This window comes from Bacillus cereus group sp. BfR-BA-01523 (assembly GCF_022662615.1).
In the GTDB taxonomy this organism is placed as follows: Bacteria; Bacillota; Bacilli; order Bacillales; family Bacillaceae_G; genus Bacillus_A; species Bacillus_A mycoides.
This window is the reverse complement of sequence record NZ_JAKUDX010000006.1, coordinates 22,862-47,112: the sequence shown is the minus strand read 5'-3', so window position 1 is coordinate 47,112 and position 24,251 is coordinate 22,862. Positions and strand designations below refer to the sequence as shown.

The following is a 24,251-nucleotide window of genomic DNA, read 5'->3' as shown; positions in this document are numbered from 1 at the left end:
GATGAGGATGGTTTAAAAAAGGCTCATCACTCTCTAATGAGTGATGGGCTAACTGTTTTTACATAATCAGCATTATCTTTTCGACTGCTTCAAATGTTTGAGTTGTGTAACAATCATAATGCTAATAACAACGAGTAAAAACCATGAGCTAATTTTGCTTAAGTGAACGAGGCTCCATGTTTCCCGTTGATTTGGATATTGCCATGCTCCGAAGAAGGTAGCGATGTTTTCTGCAATCCAAATAAAGAATCCGATAAGGAAAAGTGAGAGTACGAGCGGCATTTTATATGTAACGCCTCGTAATGAAAATTCCACAAATGTGCGAAAGAAAACAATGAATAAAATTAAAGTTAATACCCATCTAAAGTCATATAGAAAATGATGTGTAAAAAAATTAAAGTAAATCATTGCTCCTAGAGGTATTGCAAAAATAGCTTTCGGCCAATGATACATTTGTAAATGCAATCTTCTCCACGCTTGGCATATGCAACTTGCGACACTCGCATACATAAAACCGCTGTAAAGCGGAACTCCGAAAACTTTTGAATACGCCTCTTCAGGATAACTCCATGAACCGAAATGTACTTTATATATTTCTAGTAAAAGGCCGATGAGGTGGAAGACAGTAATTACTTTTAGTTCATCTTTTGTTTCAAGACCTGTTTTGTACATAATCCACTGCATAAGAAGACATACGATGAGTATGAAATCATATCGGTACAGCCCTGGAATCGAAATGATTTTTGAAAGAGCAAGTGTTAAAAAAATAACGACAGGGAACAAACAGGATAATGCTTGTTCATAAGTAAAATAGAGTAATTGTTTTACATAAAACATGTTTTCACCTTCAGGATTATTATTTGAAAAATCAAAATAATAACTTAGTATACTACAAATTTGAAAATAAAACAGTACATCATTTTGCATGTATTTGGAAGTTTTAGAAGGGAATTGTAATAAGTATTTTGATAGTTTAACAAAGTAAAAAAATAGTTTGCTATTTAAAAAAAGTGGGGATATAATATCTAAATGAAAATGATAATTATTATCAATAATGATTATAAATAAAAAATAATTATAAAAAAGAACTGAATATAAAGGATGAAATGAAACATGTTACATAAGTCTACTGTACATGCTGGCAATAATCGCTGGATACATATTAAGTTCATATGTTTCATGAGCTTAACAATTATATGTTTAATTGGAGCTATATTTTTAGCCGTTGCATTTGGTGCAAAGGATATCCATTTGCAAACTGTGTGGGCAGCGGTTTTTGATTATAATCCGAAATTAACACAGCATCAAATTATTTATGAATTAAGGCTCCCAAGGGTAATTGGCGCAGCAGTTGTAGGAGCTGCTTTTGCAGTCGCTGGAGCTGTTATGCAAGGGGTAACACGAAATCCTTTAGCTGATGCAGGTGTACTTGGAATAAATGCAGGTGCGATGTTTGTAGTAGCACTTAGCTTTGCTTTTTTCCCGCATATGCCGTATTCCTATTTAATGATTGTCTCCTTTATTGGAGCAGTTTTAAGTACAGTACTCATTTTTATTATTGGATCAGCAACATCAGGCGGGCTAACGCCGATGAGGTTAACGATTGCAGGGGCAGTTATGGCCGCGCTTTTACATTCGTTAAGTTCAGGTGTCGCGATTTATTATGACTTAAGCCAAGATTTAGCGTTTTGGTATGCTGGTGGTGTTGCGGGAGTTAAGTGGGAACACTTGAAATTTTTAGTGCCTATTATTCTCATAACAATTGTTTTTGCGACAGCGCTAGGGCGATCTATTTCACTCATATCCATGGGGGATGATGTCGCTACAAATTTAGGTGTAAAAACGAACCGAACGAGAATACTCGGGATGATTATGGTAGTGATTCTAGCAGGTGTTTCTGTTTCAGCTGTTGGTTCCATTGGATTTGTAGGATTGGTCATCCCGCACATTGCTAGAAAATTAGTAGGTGTTAATTATCAACTTATTATTCCTATGTCAGCATTATTAGGAGCTATTTTATTAGTTTTAGCTGATTTAGGAGCAAGAACAGTAAATCCTCCTAAAGAACTTGCGATAGGAATTATGGTAGCTCTTGTTGGAGTTCCGTTCTTCCTCTATATAGCACGTAAAGTTGGGAGTGAGCTATAAGTGAAGAATCTTTTTAGCACGGATAAAAAGAAAGCTATTACTGTAACTACAATTTTCGGATGTATAAGTATTGCTATAGTTTTGATTAGCTTAAATACGGGAACGCTGAGCATCGCACCGCTCAAAGTAATTCAAACGCTTTTTGGCTATGGTGATTTTGAGAGTGCAACCGTGCTATACGATTATCGTATGCCAAGAATTATAATCACAATGTTAGCTGGTATTGGCCTTGGAGTTTCCGGTGCGATTTTGCAAGGATTATCTCGGAATGCTCTCGCAGATCCTGGTATTCTCGGATTACACTCCGGTGCATCTTTCGGGCTTATTGTATTTGTTACTTTCTTTCATTCTATTAACGAGAGTGCATCGATTTTAATACCGTTATTTACATTTGGCGGAGGAGTGTTAGCTGCATTTCTTATTGTTTTGCTTGCGAGTGATCGGTCGAAAGGTTTACTTCCCATTAGACTTATTCTTGTTGGTATTGCAGTTTCAGCTGGTTTTAGTGCACTTTCGTTATTTTTCTCGCTCAAGTTAAATGATGAGACGTATACATTCGCTTCTAGGTGGTTAGTTGGTAACGTGTGGGGAAGAGATTGGATTCATGTCCTAGCATTATTACCTTGGATTTTGATACTAACTCCGTACGCATGGCTGAAATCCAAAACGTTAAATGCACTGTCACTAGGTGATAGTGTAGCAGCAGGACTTGGTGTATCTGTTCAAAAAGAACGGTTACTGCTTTTAGCTACAGCGGTAGGATTGTCTTGTGCAAGTGTATCAATGGCAGGGGGAATTGGCTTTATCGGCTTAGTTTCTCCGCATATCGCAAGAAAGTTAGTAGGTAGTACATATCAACATTTCCTTCCGTTAACTGGCATAATTGGAATGATTATTTTAGTACTCGCGGATACGATAGGGCGATCTTTATTTGAGCCAAACTCTATTCCAGCTGGCGTAGTAGTAGCGGCTTTAGGTGCGCCATATTTTCTTTATTTACTTACAAAAACAAAATAAATACTTCAAAGAGGAGAACATATGAAAAAGAAACTTACTATTTTATTTAGCATTATGTTTATTTTAGTATTATCAGCATGTGGTCAAACGAAATCTAGTGAAGAGGCAACTAAAAAAACTGAAAAAAGTAATGATCCAAAAATTGCTTCTATGTCTATTCATTTAACGAATAACTTACTTGCATTAGGAATTACACCGGTAGGTTCTGTAATTGGTGGAGATTTAAAAGATTTCTTACCTCACGTGAAAGAACAATTGAAAGATACGAAGAAACTTGGCGTTGTAACAGATCCGAATATGGAAGCGTTACTTCAATTAAAGCCATCTGAAATTTATGTTGATGAAAAATATGCTGGTAAAGATTTAGCGAAATACGAAAAAATTGCAAAAACACATACTTTTAATTTAGATGAAGGTACGTGGAGAGATCATTTAAAAGAAGTAGGTAAACTTGTAAACCGTGAGAAAGAAGCAGATAAATATATTCAAGACTATGAAGAACAATCAAAACGAGTAAAAAGTTTAATAGATAAAGAGTTAGGTAATAACGAAAAAGTAATGGCAATTCGCGTTACTGCAAAAGAATTACGTGTATTTAGTACGAAAAGACCGATGGGACCAATTCTATTCCAAGACTTAGGATTACAACCTGCAAATGGTGTAGAGAAAATTGATGGAAACCGTCCTTTCGAAGTAATTTCACAAGAAGTATTACCTGACTTTGATGCGGATGCTATTTTCGTTGTCGTAAACAGAGACGATAAAGCGAAAGCAGCATTTAAACAACTGCAAGAAACACCAATTTGGAAAGACTTAAAAGCTGTTAAAGGTAAGCACGTATACATTATTAATGATCAACCATGGCTTGACTATTCTGCTTTAGGTAACAAAATGGCAATGGATGAAGCAGAGAAAATGTTTACGAAATAATACAGTTTTGCTATTAGGAAAGGCCCTCTAAATTTGGAGGGTCTTTTTATCGTTGTTATTGTTAGAATAAATGAAAAATTATACAATGAAGTTAATTCAATGCAAGGGAGATGTGCCAATGTCAGCGCTTATTGTAAGTATCCCGTTAATACAACAGTTCAAAGGACAAGGGGATAATAGGCCAGAATAATTGTCCCCGCTATTTTAAAAAAAGGGGAGTTTTAGATGACAATGAATCTTTTTCAAAATAAAACTATTAAATTATCAGCTATTAGAGCGACAGATGCTGAAGTAATGGCTGTGTGGCAAGAAGATAGTGAATATTTAAGAAATGTAGATACAGACTTAGCATTCCCGCAATCGTTACATGAAATAGCGAGTGATGGGCTATTAAAGGGACGGAGATCGAATAGTATTTCTTTCATGTTAAGAACAGTTCAAGATGATCGTTTAATTGGTTTTGTTGCAATTCACGGCATAGAGTGGAATAACAGAACAGGTCTATTAGCAATTGGTATAGGAGAGGAAAATGATAGAGGGAAGGGATATGGGAAAGAAGCGATACATATTATTCTAAAGTATGCGTTCTATGAAATGAATTTACACCGCGTCGGTCTCGATGTTATTTCTTATAATAAAGCAGCCATTGCGTTGTATAAAAAGATGGGTTTTCAGATGGAAGGGTGTATGAGAGAAGCAGTTCAGCGAGACGGAAAGTGTTTTGATCGTATGATTATGGGGATATTGCGGGATGAATGGATAGAGCTGCAGAACTAGCAAAAACATACAGAATAATTGTGTAGTGTAGAGTGAAAAGTTGTAATATTTGGGTAATTATGAGCGGAGGAGTGTACTAATGGAAGGTTTATCTTCATTAAGAGAGTGTTTATATCAGCTAGAGGAACGATTACTTAAACCAGGGGTTCGCACATCTCAAAAGGAGCTTAAAAAGATACTTGCCGCTGATTTTTTTGAGTTTGGGAGTTCTGGTAAAGTTTTATATAAAAATGAGGATATCGATAAAAGTGGAATTGGTGTGGTAAAAATGACTTTGAGTGATTTCGAAGTACATCCATTATCCAAAGATGTAGCATTAACTACTTATCGAATATTCAATGAAATAAATAATCAACACTCGTTACGTAGTTCGATATGGAAATTTAGAGAAGGAAGATGGCAAATGTATTTTCATCAAGGTACACCTGCTAAATTTTAGTGAAGCTTTTTGTATGAAAAAGAAACTATAAAGAATAGAATTGTTGAATATATTAGTCCTTTATATATATAAAGAACTAATGAAAGTTGTCTTTTTAAAATATCTAAATTTGTTCTTAACAGGGTCTTGTTAATAAAGGTACATTCCATATTATATATGTAGTATGCAGGAGATATAACGATAATTGGCGAAATTTTACAGTGAACTGATTGAATTTATAAGGAGTTATGCGAGATGAACTTAGAAAAAAGTAAGCCAGTAAATGAAGAGGTCGCTGAATTAAAAGAACTAATTAAAGAACTACACGGAAGTGTACATCAACTTCAAAGTGAAGTGCAGCAACTAAGGCACGAAAGACCAGTTGTTGAAGTGAGAAAAGGTGTTCAACTATCACCAACAATCATCGGACAAATTGGTGGTATGATTTTAGGTGGATTAGCAATTATAGGTATATTTTGGTGATGAAAAAAGGTTTGTAGCATAGTGCTGCAAACCTTTTTTATTTGACGACATAATTTCATGCAATACAACTTCTACATTAAATAACGTAAATAAATGTAAGCATGTGATAACAATAGCGCAATGATCGTTAAGGGGAAACCGATTTTTAAGAAGTCCATATAAGAGAACCCATGTCCTTCACGTTTTGCAATACCAGCAACGACTACGTTTGCTGATGCTCCAATTAATGTTCCGTTGCCTCCTAGGCAAGCTCCAAGTGATAACGCCCACCATAGTACTTCAATTTGCGGAGAATCGACAGATAGTCCGAGTCCTGTAGCTAAATCTTGAATAAGTGGAATCATCGTTGCGACAAATGGGATGTTATCAATTGTCGCAGATGCGATGCCAGATACCCATAAGATAAGTATAGCAGCGAAACCGATATCGCCATTTGTTACGTCGAGTACTTCTTTTGCAAGTGAAGAAATAAGTCCGATATCAATTAATCCGCCAACGAGAACGAATAGTCCAGCGAAGAAGAAAATTGTTACCCATTCAACGTGGGCAAATACATCTTCAATATCATGTTCTTTCACACCGATTAACATAAGAAGTGTAGCACCTGTCATCGCAATAACGGCAGCGTCTACATGAATAATAGAATGAAGTACAAAGCCTAAAATAGTTAGTCCTAAAATCGTAATGGATTTTAAAAGGAGGCTCTGATCTTTAATATAATCTTTTTCATTTAATGCCATTAGCTTTTCGATTTGCTCAGGTGTTGTTTTTAGTTTGTTGCGATACATGAAGTAAATAATGCCAAGTGTAACGATAGAAATAATGATTACGATTGGAGCTAAGTTTAGTAAAAAGGCATTAAAGTCTAAATGTTTATTAGCTGATCCAATCATAATGTTCGGCGGGTCACCAATTAATGTTGCTGTTCCGCCTATATTTGAAAATAGTACTTCTGAAATCAAATAAGGAACAGGATTTACTTTTAAAATACGTGTAATGGATAGTGTAACAGGTACGATTAATAATACGGTTGTTACGTTGTCCAAAAATGCAGAACCGACAGCGGTTAATAGGGATAGTAATAATAAAATGCGGATTGGTTTTCCGCCAGCTGTTTTTGCTGCTTTAATGGCTACAAATTCAAATACGCCTGATTGACTCGTAATATGTACGAGAATCATCATCCCAATTAAAAGGGTGATTGTTTCCCATTGAATATGTGATGTGAAAGCAGTATGTAAATCTACAATTCCAAAAATAATCATAATAGCAGCACCGAATAGTGCGATTACAGCACGATTCAATTTCTCAGAAATAATAAAACCGTACGTGACTAAAAATACGGCAATTGCAAAATAATATTGCCAATTTGCTACTTCATGTGCTGAATGTTCCAAACATGTCACCTTCTTTAAAGTATGTATTCAATTGTAAAAATGCATCCCTCTGCGTAATTTATATTGTAGCAAATTCAAAAAAGAAAGAAAACTATTTAACAAAGTGAAGGAAAAAACATCAATTCTACATATGATATAAAAAAATAAAAAAACACAGTGCAAATTATTAGGAAAAGTGAGCGTTGTCCTCTAATATAGAGATAGCAATTTACATTATTTTTGCGTAAAATGGTTTAAAGAGGTGAATTCCGATGGAAATAGTAAAAGATAGTTCTCTTATTCAAAATGAAATCGAACGTTTTGTAAATAAAGATGTATATATTCATTTAGAAACGACAAACGGAGCGTATGCGTCACACTTTAATGAAAAGATGATGACAGTAGGAGCATTCATTCGAAATGCAATTATTCGCTTTGAGCGTGGGAAAATAACTGGAACAAACCCATACCGAGTTGGTTTGAAAATGGATCATGGCTGGGTATATGCAGAAGGCATTACGCACTGGGAAGTAGACGATAAAGAGCGTTTATTACTAGCAGGGCATGATAACCAAGGCCGCTTAGCGGTAGCGCTTGAGCTAAGCTTAACGCCATTTAAGTAAGAAGGAGGGAAACTTATGGAGAGACATGTACTTGTTGTATTTCCGCATCCAGATGATGAAGCATTTGCTGCGGGAGGAACAATTCGCTTATTAACAGATCAAGGAGTACCTGTAACGTACGCATGTGGTACTCTTGGACAAATGGGACGTAACATGGGGAAAAACGTATTCGCTAACCGTGAAACGATTCCAAATATACGTGAAAAAGAATTAAAAGATGCATGTGAAGCGATGGGGATTCAAGATTTAAGAATGCTCGGTTTCCATGATAAAACGTTAGAATTTGAAGATGTTGATTTTGTTGCCGATAAAATCGAAGCGATTATTCAAGAAGTAAATCCATCTCGAATTATTACATTTTATCCAGAACACGGCGTACATCCGGATCATGATGCATTTGGCCGCGCTGTAGTTCGCGCTGTATCACGTATGCCAAAAGAAGAACGTCCAGCCATTCATGCGGTTGCGATTACAAGAAATCGCGAAGCAGTACTCGGTGAACCGGATGTTGTAAATAATATTAGTGAAGTATTTGAACATAAATTAGCTGCACTAGGCGCGCATCGTTCACAAACGGAAGCGATGCTAGAAGAAACGCATGCAAAAATAAAAAACAAAGACGCAGCAACATTAAAATGGCTGCAACTTGAACAGTTTTGGACTTATAAATGGGAGTAGGCTAGAAGGGTACCTTCTAGTAGCTCTTACATAGAAAAAGCGCCGTCACTTGTGATGGCGCTTTTTCTATTAAAGACTATATATTTCTTAGAGCCGTACTTCAAATTTTAAAATTAGCGTGCAGTATAGCCTCCATCAACAAGAAGTGTTGTACCATTAACAAAGCTAGCATCATCACTTGCTAAAAATAAGACAGATTTGGCTATTTCTTTTGGTGTTCCAAGTCTGCCTTGTGGATGAAGTGAAGCTAAATATTCTTTCTGTTGAGGATTAACACTACCAAGTAAAGGGGTGTCAATATAGCCAGGGCACACCGCATTAATACGTATTCCATATTTAGCGTAGGCAGTACATAAATTTTGAGTTAATAGTTTCACACCACCTTTTGCAGAGGAGTATGCTGTTGGGGTAGGTAATGAAACAAAACTATGAATCGAACCAGCGTTAACGATGACACCGCCTGTACCTTGTTTAAGAAATTGTTCAATCGAATATTTATCAGAAAGGAATACCCCAGACAAGTTAATATCAATGGTTCTTTTCCATTTTTCATAGGACAGTTCGTTTGCCGGTGCATCATCAGCAACGCCGGCATTGGCATACATAATATCTAATTTACCGTATTTACTTACTGTCTCATGGATTAGCTGTTTAATATCTGCTTCTTTTGTTACATCAGTTTTAATAAATAATGTATTATATCCATGTGCATTCAATTCATCTGATAGGCCTTTTCCACGTTCAGAAAAGTCAGCAATAACTACTTTTGCACCTTCTTCAATAAAAAGGCGAACAGTGGATTCACCAATTCCACTTGCACCACCAGTTATGATTGCTACTTTGTCTTTTAATTTCATATAAACCTCTCCATTCATCAATGAATTTAAGTCAAATTTTTTAGTCTGGTTATATCACTATTAACCTTAAATAATAAGTAGATAGAAGAAAAAACTAGAGTTTACTTAATTGTGAGAGTACTAATTTTTTTCTTTATTTACTTTCTTTCTTTTTTGCACTTAATCCTTTTAGAAATGATATTTAGTAATAGTGTATGAGAAGCGTATATTTTGAATTATTTAATAGATTGATATATATTCATATTGATTAAATGATTTTAGTTTGTTAAAAATGGGGAAATCGATATGAAGATTAAATTTGCTGTAATAAAAGATGAAAATTTTGATTTTAGTCTATTAGAAACAAAATTATTGAAAACCTTTAAAGAAGTGGATAGTAAAGCTGATATTGTAAAAGTTGAGGATGAAATTTTTGAAAACAATGCTATTCAAACACATTTAGTGGAAATCAGCATTAATGTTCATGGGAAAAATATCGGATATAGATCTGCTTCAGCTAGTATATTTCTTGTACTAGAGAGTTTATCAATACAGCTAGTGCATATTAATATTAGTACACATTAAGTAGCTAAAAAAGATGATTTTTAAGAAGAGAATACTGACTATATTGAGTTTTAAATGTGAGAATGGTGATTTAACTAATAGTAATTATCGTAGGTGCTACCGCATGTTGGATTGCATCTTGTTTGTTGTTAAAAAAATAAAAAAGGCTTTAAATATGCTACAGGTCTTTATGAAACGGCATATAAAGAGTACTTAGAATACATTATTAAAGTGGAATAATGAGATTTCTTTTTATACCACATATTATCTAAACGAATACTTATATATAGGAGAATGGAAACGTGTAAGTAATTCAATTAGATTGTACAAATAATTTGGTGTGCGGATATACGGAATGTATTCACAGGTAAGAGGGTTGTCTCATAATATATATATAGTTTTTTCTATTGAGATGAACAGATGGTGTGAATATATGGAAGATGTTTACGCTAAAATTGACAGTCTCAAGGCGGAGCAAAAAGAAATTATGAGAGACATTCGTAATTTAGAAACGCGTACCACTATTAATGAGAAAGACATAGCAACAATCAATAAGCAATTGGAAAAAATAAGTACAAACATAACTTGGATTTTGCGAATTATTATAAGTGCAATGGTAATGTCAGTTTTGGGGTTGATATTAAAAGGGATGATTTAATCTTGTGAAATAGGACGATATAAAAGAAAGAGGGGAGCTTCCCCTTTCTTTTATGTAAATGAGAAGCTATAAATTTTCCGTTTCTTTTTTATCTGCATACTTTTCCTCTAAGGCAATTAATAGAGGAATTGATATAGTTACAAGAATGATTAAAGTGGTTATAAAAGATTTAGAAAGAGAAAAAGAACCTTCGATTAAAGGCGATAAAAACTTGAATGAAAGTATACTTGTTATTAAGGAAACTACTAAAAAGCTAAAAAGAGACACATTTTTATTTTTGATAGATGTTTCTATAAAATCTTTAAGACAGCTTATGACGACAAATATAGTTAATATAATAAGAGAAATAAAATAATGTGTTAAATTTGTCATACTAATAGTAGGATTGTCTATTATGTAAGCAAGTAACTTAGATACTAACATACCTCCAAATAATAAAATAATAAAAGCAAGTAATCCTTCCGATGTATAAGTGCTGAAATTATCTTTCTTGTTAAAGAGTTTATAATTCAGAGTAGATTGGCTTATTTGAATTAGGAATAGGGTAATAATCCACACATAATAGACAATTGGTAATTCTCCTGAGAATAGAGCAATCAGGAAATTTATTACTGTCTTTAAAATTTCAATCATTACGAAAGGCCTCCTGTTTGTAAGTTTCACGACATTAAAATATGCTAGTCTATCGTTTAATAATTAGAACTGTAAGTTCAAACTATTCCTAATTATTCCATAAAAAGGTGGTAGCATCAAGTTATCTTTTTAACAAATACTCTAAGGCCCAACACTAGAAAAAGAAACGCAATATGTAATATAATTGAAAAAGTATATTTAAAAAATCAATGTTAATATTACCCTCCTATAAGTATTAACATGCGTAATTGAGGTGTTTTCTTTGTTGTTTTATGATCGAATTTCTATAATGGCCCCTCCTGTTCCATAGCTAAGGAAAGTCTATTCATTTCTGAGATTTTCAAAGTTATAGGAGGGTATTAAAAGTGAAAAAAGTCTCAGTACCATCACTTTGGTTAATGATCATTCTGGTGGCATTTCCGCAAATTAGTGAAACAATTTACACACCGTCTTTACCGGATATTTCAAAGGCGTTGCACGTAAGTAATAATGAGGTACAGTTAACGCTTAGTGTTTATTTTGCTGGATTTGCTTTAGGTGTATTTTTTATTGGATGGTTATCAGATATAATTGGTCGTCGCCCAGCAATGTTATTTGGAATTGTTGTATATGGCGCTGGAAGTTTCTTATGCTATATTGCAAATTCTATTGAATTTTTATTGTTTAGTCGTTTTATTCAAGCATTTGGAGCAAGTGCTGGTTCAGTTGTGACACAAACGATTCTTCGTGAAAGTGTAGAGGGGCATAAACGTCATGTTATGTTTGCTCAAATCTCGGCAGTCATTGCTTTTACACCAGCGATAGGACCGTTAATTGGGGGCTTTCTTGATCAAATGTTTGGATTTAAAATCGTATTTTTAAGTTTAGTAGTTATGAGTATCGGGATTTTTCTGTATACGTTTGTTTCTCTTCCCGAAACAAAGGCGGACTCCGTAACGAATAAAATAAATGTGTTTTCAGTCTTGAAGAGGTTAATTACAAATCCGAAAGTAGTAACGTATGGATTATTAATTGGAGGAGCGAATGGTGTTTTATTTAGCTACTATGCAGAAGCGCCGTTTATCTTTATTGAATACTTTCAGTTATCGCCTAGTATGTACGGATTTCTAGGAATTGTTGTTGCTTCCGCTTCTATTATTGGAGCGAAAGTTTCAAAGCGGTTACTTGCTACTTATAAACCAGAGAAAATTATATATATCGGTTGTCTTGTAATGACAGGAGGAGCTATCTTCTTAACTGTTATTAATTCATTTGGATCAAATCCAAACATAATATATATGATTGGATTTTTAGTAGCGATGTTTATATTGCTATTAGGAATTGGGGTAGCATTGCCTAACTGTTTAAGTTTAGCATTAGTAGATTTTCAAGATGTCATTGGTACAGCTGGAGCATTGTTTAGCTTAGGCTACTATGTAATTGTAACGATGACAATTTGGGGAATGAGTCAGCTTCATACGGGCTCGTTAATGGTGATGCCGCTTTATTTTCTGGCTATAGTAGTTATCATGATGGTATTTACTAAAGTGTTTATTTTAGGTAAACAAACTTCAAAAATGATTTAAATATGAAATTGTAAAAGAGTCTCATTTTTTAATGAGACTCTTTTATATTTTATGAACATAACTATAGGTATGAATATGTAATTAATATTAAAATATAACAAAGTTGTATAGTTATAGTTATTGGGGAGGGTGAAGATATGTTAATGAATTTAGCATGCGCTCTACTAATCATTTCCGGACTTACAGTAGTTATACGAAAAACTTTCATTGTAAACCACTATCTTTGTAATTTAATGGCATTCTTTTGCGCTTATATGACAACATCTTCCTACGTATTAGAGAAACTTTCGTTAACAAAAACCATATTGATACTATGTTTGTTGCTGATAACTTTTATTCTTATATACTCACATTTCGAGATTAGAGGGCTCGCTTTTAATGATTATACGGTATTTAATCTACCTTCTAGCCGAGTGAATATATTAGTGAAAGACGGGTTAACCGAAGCGAACATAGAATTTACATTGGATAAAAATAATATATATTTATCAGAATCTCCTGTTAAAATTCGAATATTGAATAGACCATTACATACAACTAATATTTTATTTAGAAAATGCCCAGAGGATATAAAGACAAAAATTAAAGGTATTATTAAGGAAAAGATAAAAGCTGAGGAGAAGAGTTTTCCTCTTTCCGGTGTATTGTTGATTGTTTTAAGTGCGGTTATATTTTTCTTAAAGTAGGAGATGGGAAAGAGAATTTTCAGCTGTGATAATGGGATAATTAAGAAAAGTAGAAGTTAGTGACTTTGTAGTTCTACTAATATATTAAATTTCTGCGTGATACGTTAATCGCATGTGTAAGCAATTACAGTACAAACTATAAAGAGTGAAGTATATACAGTATGAAACCGAGGCGGATATTTTCTCCTCGGTTATTTATATTGTAATAACATTCATACCGGAATCATATTGAATAGATGTATTTTATTGTTAATTTAGTTAAAAATTAATCAAACTAATATATAATAATTTACCGAAAAAATAATTGAACTTTTCAGATAAATGAATTAATATGAAGTGAGCAATTTTAAATTTTATAGAAAATAGGAAGATGAGGGGTTTTGGAAATTTTATAAGAGGCAAAATGAGATTTTAGGATAGCTTTAAAGTTAGTCTAAAATGACGTTTGTTTCATCATTTTCAGGGCCAAACAGGAATTAGGGTACACCATCTTACTTTAAATGCGGCTATGAATCATCTAAGAGGGGGAAATGAAGTGGCAAACAAAGAATTGAAACGAGGTTTAGAAGCACGTCATATTCAAATGATTGCTTTAGGCGGAACAATTGGTGTTGGTTTGTTTATGGGGTCAGCCAGCACGATTAAATGGACAGGTCCGTCAGTAATGCTTGCATATGCAATCGCAGGTGTTTTCATCTTCTTCATTATGCGTGCCATGGGAGAAATGTTGTATATGGAGCCAAGCACAGGTTCATTTGCGACATTTGGTCACAAATATATTCATCCGTTAGCTGGTTATATGACAGCGTGGAGTAACTGGTTCCAGTGGGTTATTGTTGGGATGTCAGAGATTATCGCAGTTGGAGCGTATATGAAATATTGGTTCCCGGATTTACCGGCTTGGATACCTGGTATTATCGCGATGGTTATTCTTGGTGCGGCTAACTTAATTTCGGTTAAGTCATTTGGTGAATTTGAATTTTGGTTTGCGATGATTAAAATCGTTACGATTTTATTAATGATTATTGCCGGATTCGGCCTCATTTTCTTCGGAATTGGGAATGGAGGAGAAGCAATCGGCATATCTAATCTTTGGGCAAACGGCGGTTTCTTCACAGGTGGTTTTTCAGGATTCTTCTTTGCATTATCACTTGTAGTTGGGGCGTATCAAGGTGTGGAATTAATCGGGATTACTGCTGGTGAAGCGAAAGATCCGAAGAAGACACTTACTAGAGCAATTCAAAGTACAATTTGGCGTATTTTAATTTTCTATATTGGTGCTATTTTCGTTATTGTAACTGTTTATCCTTGGGATCAATTAAGTTCAATTGGTAGTCCGTTCGTAGCAACTTTTGCGAAAGTTGGTATTACGGCAGCTGCGGGACTTATTAACTTCGTTGTTATTACAGCCGCAATGTCTGGTTGTAACAGTGGTATTTATAGTGCTGGACGTATGCTTTATACACTAGGTGTAAATGGACAAGCACCGAAATACTTTACGAAGATCTCGAATAACGGTGTACCTTTATTCGGTACAGTTGGTGTAATTGTCGGTTTAGCGGTTGGTGTTGTTTTAAGTTATATTGCACCGAAAAACTTATTCGTATATGTATATAGTGCGAGTGTACTTCCAGGTATGGTGCCATGGTTTGTCATTTTAATTAGTCAAATTCGTTTTAGAAAAGAAAAGGGAGCAGAGATGAAAGATCATCCATTCAAAATGCCATTTGCTCCTGTTACAAACTATTTAACAATTGCCTTTTTAATTATGGTATTAATCGGAATGTGGTTTAACGATGATACACGTATTTCACTAATTGTAGGTATTGTTTTCTTAGCTATCGTAACAATTAGTTTCTATGCTTTCGGAATAGGGAAGCGAGCTCCGTTAGACGTTCAAAATAATCAAGAGATTTCAAGTAAATAAAGGTAATAAAAAAGTCCGATTTCTTATTTAGAAATCGGACTTTTTGTTATTAAAATTTCTCTAATACAATCTTCCCAATTGTACGTCCACTCTCAAGCAATGCATGTGCTCTTTTAAGGTTTTCTGCATTTATTGGTGTTAACGTGTCGTTTAAAGTTGTATGAAGGATACCTTCATCTAATAGCTCACTCACTTTATTTAATAGTTCGTGCTGCGTACTCATATCACCAGTTTCATACATCGCTTTTGTGAACATAAACTCCCAAACGAATGTAGCACTTTTACTTTTCAAAATCCCCATTTCAAGAGGGTGCTCATTTTCTACGATAGAGCAAATTTTTCCTTGTGGTTTAATGAGGTCACATATTGCTTGCCAATGTTGATCTGTATTGTTTAAGCAGAAAATATAATCTACATCTTTTAGCCCAAACTCTAATATTTGATCTTTTAAAGGTTGGTGATGGTTAACGATATAATCGGCACCGAATTTTTCGACCCAGTGTATCGTTTCATTGCGGGATGCAGTTGTGATTACATTCAGTCCAGCCCATTTTGCTAATTGAATAGCAATCGAGCCAACACCACCAGCTCCGCCAATAATTAAAATGTTTTTGAATGTATTTGTATCTTTCTTATTATAATCAATTCCTAAACGCTCGAATAAACCTTCCCATGCTGTAATAGCTGTTAAAGGAAGTGCTGCAGATTCAGCATCACTTAACGTTTTTGGTTTTTTACCAACAATTCTTTCATCAACTAAATGGTATTCACTGTATGTACCTTGCCTTGTAATGCTTCCAGCGTAAAACACTTCATCGCCTTCTTTAAATAACGTACAACCATCGCCAGTTTGCACGACAACACCGCTAGCATCCCAGCCGAGTATTTTTGCTATATCTTCTTTTTTATCTTTCGGAGATCGAACTTTTGTATCAACTGGATTAACGGAAATAGCGTTAATTTTAACAAGTATATCTCTTCCTGTGGCAACAGGTCTTTCAACTTCAATATCAATTAAACTGTTTTCTTCTTCAATAGGTAAGTATTCATGTAAACCAATTGCTTTCATTTTTATTCCCTCCATTAAAGTAAGAGTTTTTCTCTTTTATTATAGTAGGTAAAGTGTCATTATGTAAAAAGTTGAGTCCTTTCCATTTTCTAAAAGGCCTGTTTCAGCCGCATTTAGTACTTTGTAACTGGAGAGGACCAGCCATCGTTTTGATTTTATAAGCGTCGGATGAAAGGTATACTTATTTTTCCAGTGTACCTTGCAATGAACAATACCGAGTGTTATATTATACTTGTAGTTACTTATTATAAAACAGTACTAAATAATAAACAGTAGTAGATGTCAATTAGAATAGGGTGAATGAATATTGAATGTACAATTTAAAAAAGGAGTTTTAGAACTTTGTGTTCTTGTCTTACTTGATCAGCAAGACCGTTATGGGTATGAATTAGTTCGAAGTATTTCCAATCAAATTGAAATATCAGAAGGGTCTGTTTATCCTCTACTTCGTAGATTAACTAAAGAAGAATATTTTACAACGTATTTACAGGAGTCTTCAGAAGGGCCTTCAAGGAAGTATTATACACTGACGGATAAAGGTAGAACGTATTTGTACCAACTTTTGGAGGAATGGAATGAGTTCTCACAAGGTGTCAATCAATTAATAAAAGAAGGTGTACGTAATGACGAAAAATAAATTTTTACAACAATTAAATGCATCTCTAAAAAGATTATCTGAAAAAGAGCGTGCAGATATTTTAAAAGATTATGAAGAACATTTTACTTTCGGATTAGAGGAAGGGAAAAGTGAAGAAGAAATTGTAGCTTCATTAGGTTCTCCAGCTCAAATCGCCAAAGAGTTATTAGCAGATTATCATACTGAGAAAGTAACAACAAGTGCAACAACAGGAAATGTTTTTCGGGCAATTTGGGCAGTAATTGGATTAGGTTTTTTCAATTTGTTAATCGTACTTGGACCTGCAATTACATTAGCGGCATTGATTTTTTCAGGATGGGTTCTAGGTATCTCATTTTTAGGTGCACCATTACTTGTTTTAGTTGATACTATTATACATCCAAATACATTCTTGTTATTTAATCTTTTCGTTTGTTTAGCACTTTGTGGACTTGGATATTTCATTGTTATTGCTATGTTATTTTTGACGAAGCTAGCAAAGAATGGATTTGTTCGTTATTTAAAGTTCAATATAGCACTAGTAAAAGGTGGTTTGAAGCATGATAAATAAAAAAAGTCTTTCAATTATTGCAGGTATTATTTTCATTATTGGTATTATCGGAAGTTTATTCACTTATCGTTCAATTGCTGCAGTACCAATTTCAGAAGAAAAGGTCATTAATAATAATGTGTCAAGCGTCATTATCGATACGAATAACGTTCGTGTTAACATCAATCCTACAACAGATAGTAACATTAAAGTAAAATTAGATGGCGAAGTTAATCCTAACATAAAAAGAACATTAGCTACGGATGAGAAAGATTCGACGCTTCTTATTTCTTACAAAGAAAAACAACAGAGCTGGTTCAATTTTAATATTTCTGAAGTATTGGCGCCATTAACATTAAATGTGTATCTACCCGAAAAACAATATGATTCATTAAAAGTTTCTAATAGTAATGGTTTCGTTTCTATAAAAAAATTAAACACAACGCATTTGAATGCAAATACAAACAATGGACGTGTTGAATTAAGAGAAATCAATTCGCCAAAAATTATCGCGGAAACAAACAATGGAATTATGGATTTCAAAGATATATTGGCACAAAATATTCATGTGAAATCGAGCAACGGACGAATAATGCTAGACCATGTTGAAGGTGAAATAGAGGGGCAAACTAAAAATGGAAGTCTTACTCTGAAAACGAATGAACTGGATCGAAATCTCAATTTTACGGCTCACAATGGAAAAATTAATATTGAAACCGAAAAAGAACCAACTAATGTGCAATTTAATGTTTCTGTCGGCAATGGCAACGCGAATATCCTGGATAAATATAACGGGAATACGGTTATTGGAAAGGGAGAAAATGTAATTAAATTAAACACACATAACGGAAATATTACAGTAAAAAAACAATAGCATATTATCTTTTATAAACTCAGCTCGCCACACATAAAGAGCAATAATAAATAAGAAAAATAACCGACTCCTTTTCTCAACATGTAGGTAGTCGGTTATTTTATATGTAACATTCGTTTAAGTGTGTATCCTTTCCATTCGTATACTAGCGTTTGTTTCTGTATTGCTTAAAGTACTTTCTTACTTCGAACTTTATTTCAGAATACAAACAGTTGTTTTATTACTCTCGATTTTTAGGAGGTAACGAATAGTAATTAACGATGTAAGGAGAATTTGTGAATGACTCAAAAATAATAGCTGAAACAATGAAAAGTGAGAAGGAGTTTATTTCTAACAAGAGGAATTCTTTACTGTATTGTTTTATTCAAAACTAAATGTAAAGGTGGATACATAATGACGGTAAAGAAGCTTTATTTCGTACCAGCTGGTCGTTGTATGTTAGATCATTCCTCTGTTAATAGTACGCTCACACCGGGGGATTTATTGAACTTACCTGTATGGTGCTATTTGTTGGAGACAGAAGAGGGGCCTATTTTAGTAGATACAGGTATGCCAGAAAGTGCGGTTAATAACGAAGATCTTTTTAACGGTACATTTGTTCAAGGACATATTTTACCGAAAATGACTGAAGAAGATAGAATCATAAATATTTTAAAACGCGTTGGATATGAACCGGAAGACCTTCTTTATATTATTAGTTCCCACTTGCATTTTGATCATGCAGGAGGAAATGGTGCTTTTACAAATACACCGATTATTGTGCAGCGTGCTGAATATGAGGCGGCACAATATAGTGAAGAATATATGAAAGAATGTATATTGCCGAATTTGAAATACAAGATCATTGAAGGGGATTATGAAGTTGTACCAGGAGTTCAATTATTGTATACACCAGGACATACTCCGGGGCATCAGTCGCTATTAATTGAGACAGAAAAATCCGGTCCTGTGTTATTAACGATTGATGCATCTTATACGAAAGAAAATTTTGAAGATGAAGTGCCGTTCGCTGGATTTGATTCGGAATTAGCTTTATCTTCAATTAAACGTTTAAAAGAAGTTGTTAGGAAAGAGAACCCAATTGTTTTCTTTGGACATGATATAGAGCAGGAAAAGAGTTGTAAAGTGTTCCCTGAATATATATAAATAGAAAAGTCATGGGCCAAGTAGCTCATGACTTTTTCTATTAAATAACCTTTTTAAATAAGTTATATACTTTTTTTGAATTACCTTCATTTAATTGATAATAAGTAAGGTCTACGTCATCAGGAGTGTTTTGATGGGCAATCATAACTTCACTACTGTTGTTATCTACTATCCAAATTAAATATTGTTTATAAGTTCCATCTTGGAAAGTAATCCACATGTTACAATCTACTAAATCAGAACCTTCTTCATCTAGTGTTAAATCGCCTTTTTTTGCTGTATCCATACTGTTAATGAATGTTTTTAATTCATCTGTTTTTGTAAGGAAGATAGATTTTTTTGTCTTAAGCGACTCTACATGTATATCTTTTATTTCCTGTTTTCCTAAAAAAACAGGAGGTGCATTTGGGTCTCTTTGAGTTGAAATAATAGTAGCTTTTTTCTTTGGTTTACTTGCTGTATAGAGATCTTGAATAGATTTTCCAGAGTTTAAAAACCATACGGTTCCAAAAATAATCAATGCGCTACCTAGCAGTAAAATGATTTTCTTAATAGAATATTCTCCTCTCTATTACTTCATGTGAAGAGCTTTTCTACTAATATATGATAGGTAAGCGTAAAGTATTATAGTTGAACGTGATTATGCTTCACGGTTTTTATAGGGCGATCAATGAGTAAATTGTAAGTGAGCCCTGTTAATACGAGAATTCCACCGATAATTTTTCCGGTTGATAGTTCGTGTGACAGGAAGAAATCGATGATAGTCCCCGTAAACAATTGTCCGATAAAGATGAGTAACGTTAAATAAAATGCTGATATTTTAGGAGTAATATAGTTTGATAATGAGATGACGATAACGCCTACTAATCCGCCTAAGTATACAGCGATAGGTATGGATTGTAACGTATGACTAGAAATATATAACGAATCTGAACTGAAAATTAAAAATAACATGGAGAAAAATAATCCAGTAATATAATTGAAAAATGTGCCTTCCCAATTTCCAATTTCCTTTGCTAAATTCGCGTTAATAATTCTAGCAACAACGATAGAAACACCAGCTAAAATAGCGATACAAATATATAACATTTTCTTACCTCCATTAATAAATTGTCATGACTATAATTCCAGAAGAGATGAATACTAATCCAATTAATTTTTTCTTATCAAACTTCGAAACTTTCATTCCTAATAAACCGAAATGATCAATAACTATGGAAGCGATGGATTGACCAAGTAAGCTTAATGCAATCGTAATAGAGGCACCAAGAGCAGAGAAACTTATATTATTAAAAAGAACAGTGAATACTCCAATTGCTCCAGCGCTATATAAAAAAAGTGGAATACCTTTATCAAAATGGAGTTTATTTTTGTTAAGGATTAAAACGAAAATAACTGCAATTAAACCGACAAGGTGAATGACAACGCTCGCTGTGTACTTGCCAATTAACTCAGATAATATCCCATTCAATGGGAGCATAATGGCAATAAGCACACCAATAAAGACAGAAAGAAAGTTATACAATGTAATATCCCCTTTTTATATTTCATATTTGTAATGACTGTATCATGCTGAAATTGTGTATTACTATGACATATGTCATAGTGAAAGAAGAAAATTTTGTTTACAATTGGGATGAGTTGTAAAGGTGGGGGACTATGAAGAAAGTATGTAATTCTAATAAATTAGCAGAGTATATGAAACAAAATAATATTGATTCATTTTTTAGTAGTGATATGAAACCATATATGGAACTTATATTTTTTAAAAAGAATGAGTTCATTTGCAGAGAAAACGAAGAGATAGATTATTTATATTTCTTTGTTGAAGGAAAAGCGAAAGCGTTTAACACATTAAGTAACGGGAAATCGGTATTATTATGTTTTTATGATAGTTTGCAGTTACTAGGAGATGTGGAGTTAATTCATTCTCAAAAGACTGCTTCAAACGTACAAGTGATGGCAGATTCGTATTGTGTTGGGCTACCTTTAGGGAAAGTGAGAAACCAATTATTTCATGATGCGAAATTTTTGAGATGTATTTGCGGTTCTTTAGCCCATAAATTAAATCGACTTTCAAAAAATAGTACAATTAATTTACTGTATCCACTTGAAAATCGACTTGCGAGTTACATGTTAGCAGCAGGGGAACGCGCTGTTCAGCACGGGAATCGAATTGTGTTTAGTGGGAATTTAACGGAAATAGCTGAATTGTTAGGGACGAGTTATCGGCATTTATTACGTACATTAAATGTGTTTTGTGATAAAGAAATTATAAAGAAAAGCAATGGTTGTTTTGAAGTGATGAATGTAGATGTTTTGCGGGAATTGGCGGCGGATGTTTATAAATAGGAGGGGATTATAAATGATTACACCTATATTTAGAATTTTTGATATTGAAAAGGCTCAGTTATTTTACTTTAATTTTTTAGGATTTAAACTGGATTGGGAACATCGGTATGAGGAAAATATGCCATTATATATGCAAATTTCGTTAAATGATACTGTAATACATTTATCTGAACATCATGGGGATGCTTCACCAGGCGGTGCAATTCGTGTGAAAATAGAGGATTTAAAAAGTTATTATGCTATTTTATCAAGTAAAGATTATGCGTATTCAAAACCTGATATAGAGAGAACACCTTGGGATACAATTGAATTAACTGTGATTGATCCGTTCTCAAATAGAATAACATTTTATGAGGAAAGGGTTTAGAAATTGAGGTGTTATAAATAATTTATCAAAGTAGGGGTTACAATGAAGAGAAAAATAGCGATGATTTCAGATATTCATGGGAATAGTCACGCTTTAAAGGCGGTATTAAAAGATATTCGAAATGATAATAAATTTAGGTGGTAGTGTGTATGGGCCGTTAGATCCTTTGGGGACAATTGAAATATTAATGAGTAACGAGATGATACATATTAAGGGGAGTTTACTTTATAGTGAACTGCTCTTTTTTATTTTGGATAGATATTGAATTATAAAAAAATAAAATGTTATGATTATGGAAACGTATGAACAAATGAACATGTATTCATGTGTTTGTGAGAAGGAGGAATTGGAATGAAAGATATAATTATCGTTGGAGCTGGTCAAGCTGGATTAACAATGGGATACTACTTGAAGCAGGAAGGATATAGTTTCTTATTACTTGAGGCGGGAAACCGAATTGGCGATTCTTGGAGAGACCGCTATGATTCTTTGCAGCTCTTCACACCAAGGGAATATAGTAGTTTACCAGGTATGATATTAAAAGGAGAAGGGAGTGGATTTCCATGTAAAGATGAAATTGCAATTTATTTAGAAGAATATGCAAGGTATTTTCAATTGCCGGTACAATTACAGACTCAAGTTTTAAAAATAAGAAAAGAGAAAGAAATATTTGAATTACACACTCCTACAGAAATTTTACAATCGAAAAAAGTTATTATCGCATCAGGTAGTTTTCAGCAACCATTCATCCCCTCATTTTCACAACATCTTTCATCACATATTTTTCAAATACATTCATCACAATATAAATCACCATTACAAATTCCAAAGGGAAAAGTACTTGTAGTAGGTGGTGGGAATTCAGGCATGCAAATAGCAGTAGAACTTGCAAAAACTCATGAAGTTACAATGGCTATAAGTCATCCGTTAACCTTTTTACCGTTATATCTTTTTAGAAAAAGCATTTTTAATTGGTTAGAAAAAATGGGTTTATTGTATGCCGAAATACATACAAAGAGAGGAAGGTGGTTTCAGAAGCGAAAGGATCCCATTTTTGGTTTTGAAGGTAAGGAACTTATTCGTAGTGGAGCAATAAAACTACAGGGAAAAGTGGTAAGTGCATCAGGAAATAATATTATGTTTCAGAATGGTGGCACGTATAGTGCACAAAGTATTATATGGTCAACTGGTTTTGTTCAAGATTATAAATGGATTGAAATAGAAAAGGCAGTGAATATGAATGGATTTCCTAATCATACAAAGGGAATGAGTCCAGTAAGAGGATTGTATTATATTGGGCTGCCGTGGCAATCTCAAAGGGGTTCTGCGCTTATTTGTGGTGTAGGAAAGGATGCGGTGTATTTGCTTTCTGAAATCAAAAAATAGATCAGTAGCAACAGCTACTGATCATCCATATGTACATGAATTAGGAGAGGTCAAACATTTCAAACGTTTATTAGCTTTAGTATAATAGATTTTCATGAAATAAAAAACTGAAAATTATAATTTTTTGTTGAGAAAGTTTTTTGTATCGAAATATATAAAAAAACGGGGATTTCTATTGAAAGAAAATATGATATTTATATTTTAGTAAATTATGATATAGTCTATATAAGATTATTTTCCTTAAATTAGGTTTTTTGTATAGTAATTACATTCGCAGTTGGAAAGGGGAAAAAATTGTGAAGTTTGATGATCAACGTCTACTAGGGATACGATTAGGTTCTGTACTCATAACAGAAGAAAATCAATATTTAGTAATTAAGAAGAAAGATCATTATGCACTATTAAACATACATAATTTAGAATGCACACATGTCGAAGTGCAGTTAGAGCATATTGAAGAACTGCTGCATGAAGATTTCCAAGAAAGTATAACGGAAATTATCGCACCAGAACATATTAAAATTGTGGTGAAAAATGTTATATAAAGAAAGAAGCTGGGAGAATCAGCTTCT

The 24,251-nt window shown here is 33.7% G+C and carries 30 protein-coding genes; 22 read left to right on the top strand and 8 right to left on the bottom strand.

All coding sequences use genetic code 11. The features are described from left to right. Window positions 1–72: 72 nt before the first annotated feature. Window positions 73–837 carry a DUF817 domain-containing protein gene (locus tag MR066_RS17020; RefSeq protein WP_242247846.1) on the bottom strand — a complete coding sequence of 255 codons (765 nt, stop codon included), beginning with the start codon at window positions 835–837 and terminating at the stop codon, window positions 73–75. Window positions 838–1,113: 276 nt separating this feature from the next. Between MR066_RS17020 and MR066_RS17015 the strand changes: the two genes are divergently transcribed. From MR066_RS17015 to MR066_RS16990, 6 genes are all read left to right on the top strand, one after another. Further along, window positions 1,114–2,148, top strand: coding sequence for a FecCD family ABC transporter permease (locus tag MR066_RS17015; protein ID WP_002142603.1), 1,035 nt, complete (start codon window positions 1,114–1,116; stop codon window positions 2,146–2,148). Next, complete coding sequence (locus MR066_RS17010; RefSeq protein WP_242247845.1) at window positions 2,149–3,165, top strand: FecCD family ABC transporter permease; 1,017 nt, start codon at window positions 2,149–2,151, stop codon at window positions 3,163–3,165. A gap of 21 nt (window positions 3,166–3,186) precedes the next feature. Further along, a complete protein-coding gene (locus tag MR066_RS17005; protein ID WP_002014213.1) occupies window positions 3,187–4,095 on the top strand; it encodes an iron-hydroxamate ABC transporter substrate-binding protein in 909 nt (302 codons plus the stop codon). 225 nt (window positions 4,096–4,320) lie between these two features. Continuing rightward, on the top strand, window positions 4,321–4,872 hold the full coding sequence (locus tag MR066_RS17000) for a GNAT family N-acetyltransferase (protein ID WP_242247844.1): 552 nt from the start codon (window positions 4,321–4,323) through the stop codon (window positions 4,870–4,872). 79 nt (window positions 4,873–4,951) lie between these two features. Further along, complete coding sequence (locus tag MR066_RS16995; protein WP_002033457.1) at window positions 4,952–5,311, top strand: nuclear transport factor 2 family protein; 360 nt, start codon at window positions 4,952–4,954, stop codon at window positions 5,309–5,311. Between the two features lie 234 nt (window positions 5,312–5,545). After that, window positions 5,546–5,773 (top strand): coiled-coil domain-containing protein, encoded by a 228-nt coding sequence (locus tag MR066_RS16990; RefSeq protein ID WP_002033458.1) that lies wholly within the window; start codon window positions 5,546–5,548, stop codon window positions 5,771–5,773. Window positions 5,774–5,844: 71 nt separating this feature from the next. Here MR066_RS16990 and MR066_RS16985 read toward each other — a convergent pair whose 3' ends face one another. Then, entirely contained in the window at window positions 5,845–7,170 is a 1,326-nt protein-coding gene (locus tag MR066_RS16985) for an ArsB/NhaD family transporter (RefSeq protein WP_002142598.1), read from the bottom strand. A gap of 251 nt (window positions 7,171–7,421) precedes the next feature. Between MR066_RS16985 and MR066_RS16980 the strand changes: the two genes are divergently transcribed. Continuing rightward, window positions 7,422–7,772 (top strand): YojF family protein, encoded by a 351-nt coding sequence (locus tag MR066_RS16980; protein WP_000407039.1) that lies wholly within the window; start codon window positions 7,422–7,424, stop codon window positions 7,770–7,772. Between the two features lie 15 nt (window positions 7,773–7,787). Next, on the top strand, window positions 7,788–8,450 hold the full coding sequence (gene bshB2, locus MR066_RS16975) for a bacillithiol biosynthesis deacetylase BshB2 (protein WP_000439465.1): 663 nt from the start codon (window positions 7,788–7,790) through the stop codon (window positions 8,448–8,450). A gap of 113 nt (window positions 8,451–8,563) precedes the next feature. On the opposite strand, the gene MR066_RS16970 is transcribed toward bshB2, so the two are convergent. Continuing rightward, complete coding sequence (locus MR066_RS16970; protein WP_242248037.1) at window positions 8,564–9,307, bottom strand: SDR family NAD(P)-dependent oxidoreductase; 744 nt, start codon at window positions 9,305–9,307, stop codon at window positions 8,564–8,566. A 285-nt stretch (window positions 9,308–9,592) separates the two neighbouring features. On the opposite strand from MR066_RS16970, the gene MR066_RS16965 reads away from it, so the two are divergent. Together MR066_RS16965 and MR066_RS16960 are read left to right on the top strand one after the other, a co-directional pair. Continuing rightward, window positions 9,593–9,871, top strand: coding sequence for a hypothetical protein (locus MR066_RS16965; protein WP_193665539.1), 279 nt, complete (start codon window positions 9,593–9,595; stop codon window positions 9,869–9,871). A gap of 412 nt (window positions 9,872–10,283) precedes the next feature. After that, window positions 10,284–10,508, top strand: a complete 225-nt coding sequence (locus tag MR066_RS16960) for a hemolysin XhlA family protein (protein WP_242247838.1) — start codon at window positions 10,284–10,286, stop codon at window positions 10,506–10,508. A gap of 66 nt (window positions 10,509–10,574) precedes the next feature. Here MR066_RS16960 and MR066_RS16955 read toward each other — a convergent pair whose 3' ends face one another. Further along, window positions 10,575–11,141: a DUF5823 family protein gene (locus MR066_RS16955; protein ID WP_242247836.1), complete on the bottom strand. Its 567-nt coding sequence runs from the start codon at window positions 11,139–11,141 to the stop codon at window positions 10,575–10,577. A 365-nt stretch (window positions 11,142–11,506) separates the two neighbouring features. Here MR066_RS16955 and MR066_RS16950 point away from each other — a divergent pair, with 365 nt between their 5' ends. The 3 genes from MR066_RS16950 (at window position 11,507) to MR066_RS16940 (ending at window position 15,319) form a co-directional block, all read left to right on the top strand. Continuing rightward, window positions 11,507–12,706 carry a multidrug effflux MFS transporter gene (locus MR066_RS16950; RefSeq protein WP_242247830.1) on the top strand — a complete coding sequence of 400 codons (1,200 nt, stop codon included), beginning with the start codon at window positions 11,507–11,509 and terminating at the stop codon, window positions 12,704–12,706. A gap of 137 nt (window positions 12,707–12,843) precedes the next feature. Continuing rightward, window positions 12,844–13,392, top strand: coding sequence for a hypothetical protein (locus MR066_RS16945; protein WP_088039886.1), 549 nt, complete (start codon window positions 12,844–12,846; stop codon window positions 13,390–13,392). Window positions 13,393–13,927: 535 nt separating this feature from the next. Further along, window positions 13,928–15,319 carry an amino acid permease gene (locus tag MR066_RS16940; protein WP_242247826.1) on the top strand — a complete coding sequence of 464 codons (1,392 nt, stop codon included), beginning with the start codon at window positions 13,928–13,930 and terminating at the stop codon, window positions 15,317–15,319. Window positions 15,320–15,368: 49 nt separating this feature from the next. On the opposite strand, the gene MR066_RS16935 is transcribed toward MR066_RS16940, so the two are convergent. After that, window positions 15,369–16,388 (bottom strand): zinc-binding alcohol dehydrogenase family protein, encoded by a 1,020-nt coding sequence (locus MR066_RS16935; protein ID WP_242247824.1) that lies wholly within the window; start codon window positions 16,386–16,388, stop codon window positions 15,369–15,371. Between the two features lie 307 nt (window positions 16,389–16,695). Here MR066_RS16935 and MR066_RS16930 point away from each other — a divergent pair, with 307 nt between their 5' ends. The 4 genes from MR066_RS16930 to aiiA all read left to right on the top strand — a co-directional run bounded on the left by MR066_RS16930 (window position 16,696) and on the right by aiiA (window position 19,574). After that, window positions 16,696–17,025 carry a PadR family transcriptional regulator gene (locus MR066_RS16930; protein ID WP_016100924.1) on the top strand — a complete coding sequence of 110 codons (330 nt, stop codon included), beginning with the start codon at window positions 16,696–16,698 and terminating at the stop codon, window positions 17,023–17,025. After that, entirely contained in the window at window positions 17,012–17,575 is a 564-nt protein-coding gene (locus MR066_RS16925) for an HAAS signaling domain-containing protein (RefSeq protein WP_242247822.1), read from the top strand. The genes MR066_RS16930 and MR066_RS16925 overlap by 14 nt, the downstream gene beginning before the upstream one ends. Then, entirely contained in the window at window positions 17,565–18,428 is an 864-nt protein-coding gene (locus tag MR066_RS16920; RefSeq protein WP_242247820.1) for a DUF4097 family beta strand repeat-containing protein, read from the top strand. Before MR066_RS16925 ends, MR066_RS16920 begins: the two co-directional genes overlap by 11 nt. Before the next feature lie 393 nt (window positions 18,429–18,821). Further along, on the top strand, window positions 18,822–19,574 hold the full coding sequence (aiiA, locus tag MR066_RS16915; protein ID WP_215559905.1) for a quorum-quenching N-acyl homoserine lactonase AiiA: 753 nt from the start codon (window positions 18,822–18,824) through the stop codon (window positions 19,572–19,574). Window positions 19,575–19,614: 40 nt separating this feature from the next. On the opposite strand, the gene MR066_RS16910 is transcribed toward aiiA, so the two are convergent. The 3 genes from MR066_RS16910 to MR066_RS16900 form a co-directional block, all read right to left on the bottom strand. Beyond that, window positions 19,615–20,094, bottom strand: coding sequence for a hypothetical protein (locus tag MR066_RS16910; RefSeq protein WP_002033404.1), 480 nt, complete (start codon window positions 20,092–20,094; stop codon window positions 19,615–19,617). A 104-nt stretch (window positions 20,095–20,198) separates the two neighbouring features. After that, window positions 20,199–20,663, bottom strand: coding sequence for a DMT family transporter (locus MR066_RS16905; RefSeq protein ID WP_012261337.1), 465 nt, complete (start codon window positions 20,661–20,663; stop codon window positions 20,199–20,201). A 13-nt stretch (window positions 20,664–20,676) separates the two neighbouring features. After that, window positions 20,677–21,099, bottom strand: a complete 423-nt coding sequence (locus MR066_RS16900; protein ID WP_061689262.1) for a DMT family transporter — start codon at window positions 21,097–21,099, stop codon at window positions 20,677–20,679. A gap of 134 nt (window positions 21,100–21,233) precedes the next feature. On the opposite strand from MR066_RS16900, the gene yeiL reads away from it, so the two are divergent. The 5 genes from yeiL to MR066_RS16875 all read left to right on the top strand — a co-directional run bounded on the left by yeiL (window position 21,234) and on the right by MR066_RS16875 (window position 24,224). Beyond that, entirely contained in the window at window positions 21,234–21,926 is a 693-nt protein-coding gene (yeiL, locus tag MR066_RS16895; RefSeq protein WP_002165330.1) for a transcriptional regulator YeiL, read from the top strand. Between the two features lie 13 nt (window positions 21,927–21,939). Continuing rightward, window positions 21,940–22,293 carry a glyoxalase superfamily protein gene (locus MR066_RS16890; protein WP_002066393.1) on the top strand — a complete coding sequence of 118 codons (354 nt, stop codon included), beginning with the start codon at window positions 21,940–21,942 and terminating at the stop codon, window positions 22,291–22,293. A 42-nt stretch (window positions 22,294–22,335) separates the two neighbouring features. Further along, entirely contained in the window at window positions 22,336–22,437 is a 102-nt protein-coding gene (locus MR066_RS27400; protein ID WP_242247818.1) for a metallophosphatase family protein, read from the top strand. Between the two features lie 207 nt (window positions 22,438–22,644). Continuing rightward, complete coding sequence (locus MR066_RS16880; protein WP_242247816.1) at window positions 22,645–23,679, top strand: flavin-containing monooxygenase; 1,035 nt, start codon at window positions 22,645–22,647, stop codon at window positions 23,677–23,679. A 296-nt stretch (window positions 23,680–23,975) separates the two neighbouring features. Beyond that, on the top strand, window positions 23,976–24,224 hold the full coding sequence (locus MR066_RS16875) for a hypothetical protein (protein ID WP_002087603.1): 249 nt from the start codon (window positions 23,976–23,978) through the stop codon (window positions 24,222–24,224). Window positions 24,225–24,251 lie beyond the last annotated feature (27 nt).

What these genes read in the sequence shown, in the direction of transcription:
- MR066_RS16880 (WP_242247816.1), top strand. Translation starts at nt 22,645, where the DNA reads ATGAAAGATATAATTATCGTTGGAGCTGGTCAAGCTGGATTAACAATG.
- MR066_RS16995 (WP_002033457.1), top strand. Translation starts at nt 4,952, where the DNA reads ATGGAAGGTTTATCTTCATTAAGAGAGTGTTTATATCAGCTAGAGGAA.
- aiiA (WP_215559905.1), top strand. Translation starts at nt 18,822, where the DNA reads ATGACGGTAAAGAAGCTTTATTTCGTACCAGCTGGTCGTTGTATGTTA.
- MR066_RS16965 (WP_193665539.1), top strand. Translation starts at nt 9,593, where the DNA reads ATGAAGATTAAATTTGCTGTAATAAAAGATGAAAATTTTGATTTTAGT.
- MR066_RS16955 (WP_242247836.1), bottom strand. Translation starts at nt 11,141, where the DNA reads ATGATTGAAATTTTAAAGACAGTAATAAATTTCCTGATTGCTCTATTC.
- MR066_RS17000 (WP_242247844.1), top strand. Translation starts at nt 4,321, where the DNA reads ATGACAATGAATCTTTTTCAAAATAAAACTATTAAATTATCAGCTATT.
- MR066_RS17020 (WP_242247846.1), bottom strand. Translation starts at nt 837, where the DNA reads ATGTTTTATGTAAAACAATTACTCTATTTTACTTATGAACAAGCATTA.
- MR066_RS27400 (WP_242247818.1), top strand. Translation starts at nt 22,336, where the DNA reads ATGAAGAGAAAAATAGCGATGATTTCAGATATTCATGGGAATAGTCAC.
- MR066_RS17015 (WP_002142603.1), top strand. Translation starts at nt 1,114, where the DNA reads ATGTTACATAAGTCTACTGTACATGCTGGCAATAATCGCTGGATACAT.
- MR066_RS16980 (WP_000407039.1), top strand. Translation starts at nt 7,422, where the DNA reads ATGGAAATAGTAAAAGATAGTTCTCTTATTCAAAATGAAATCGAACGT.
- MR066_RS16890 (WP_002066393.1), top strand. Translation starts at nt 21,940, where the DNA reads ATGATTACACCTATATTTAGAATTTTTGATATTGAAAAGGCTCAGTTA.
- MR066_RS17005 (WP_002014213.1), top strand. Translation starts at nt 3,187, where the DNA reads ATGAAAAAGAAACTTACTATTTTATTTAGCATTATGTTTATTTTAGTA.
- MR066_RS16935 (WP_242247824.1), bottom strand. Translation starts at nt 16,388, where the DNA reads ATGAAAGCAATTGGTTTACATGAATACTTACCTATTGAAGAAGAAAAC.
- MR066_RS16970 (WP_242248037.1), bottom strand. Translation starts at nt 9,307, where the DNA reads ATGAAATTAAAAGACAAAGTAGCAATCATAACTGGTGGTGCAAGTGGA.
- MR066_RS16990 (WP_002033458.1), top strand. Translation starts at nt 5,546, where the DNA reads ATGAACTTAGAAAAAAGTAAGCCAGTAAATGAAGAGGTCGCTGAATTA.
- bshB2 (WP_000439465.1), top strand. Translation starts at nt 7,788, where the DNA reads ATGGAGAGACATGTACTTGTTGTATTTCCGCATCCAGATGATGAAGCA.
- MR066_RS16905 (WP_012261337.1), bottom strand. Translation starts at nt 20,663, where the DNA reads ATGTTATATATTTGTATCGCTATTTTAGCTGGTGTTTCTATCGTTGTT.
- MR066_RS16945 (WP_088039886.1), top strand. Translation starts at nt 12,844, where the DNA reads ATGTTAATGAATTTAGCATGCGCTCTACTAATCATTTCCGGACTTACA.
- MR066_RS16960 (WP_242247838.1), top strand. Translation starts at nt 10,284, where the DNA reads ATGGAAGATGTTTACGCTAAAATTGACAGTCTCAAGGCGGAGCAAAAA.
- yeiL (WP_002165330.1), top strand. Translation starts at nt 21,234, where the DNA reads ATGAAGAAAGTATGTAATTCTAATAAATTAGCAGAGTATATGAAACAA.
- MR066_RS16925 (WP_242247822.1), top strand. Translation starts at nt 17,012, where the DNA reads ATGACGAAAAATAAATTTTTACAACAATTAAATGCATCTCTAAAAAGA.
- MR066_RS16920 (WP_242247820.1), top strand. Translation starts at nt 17,565, where the DNA reads ATGATAAATAAAAAAAGTCTTTCAATTATTGCAGGTATTATTTTCATT.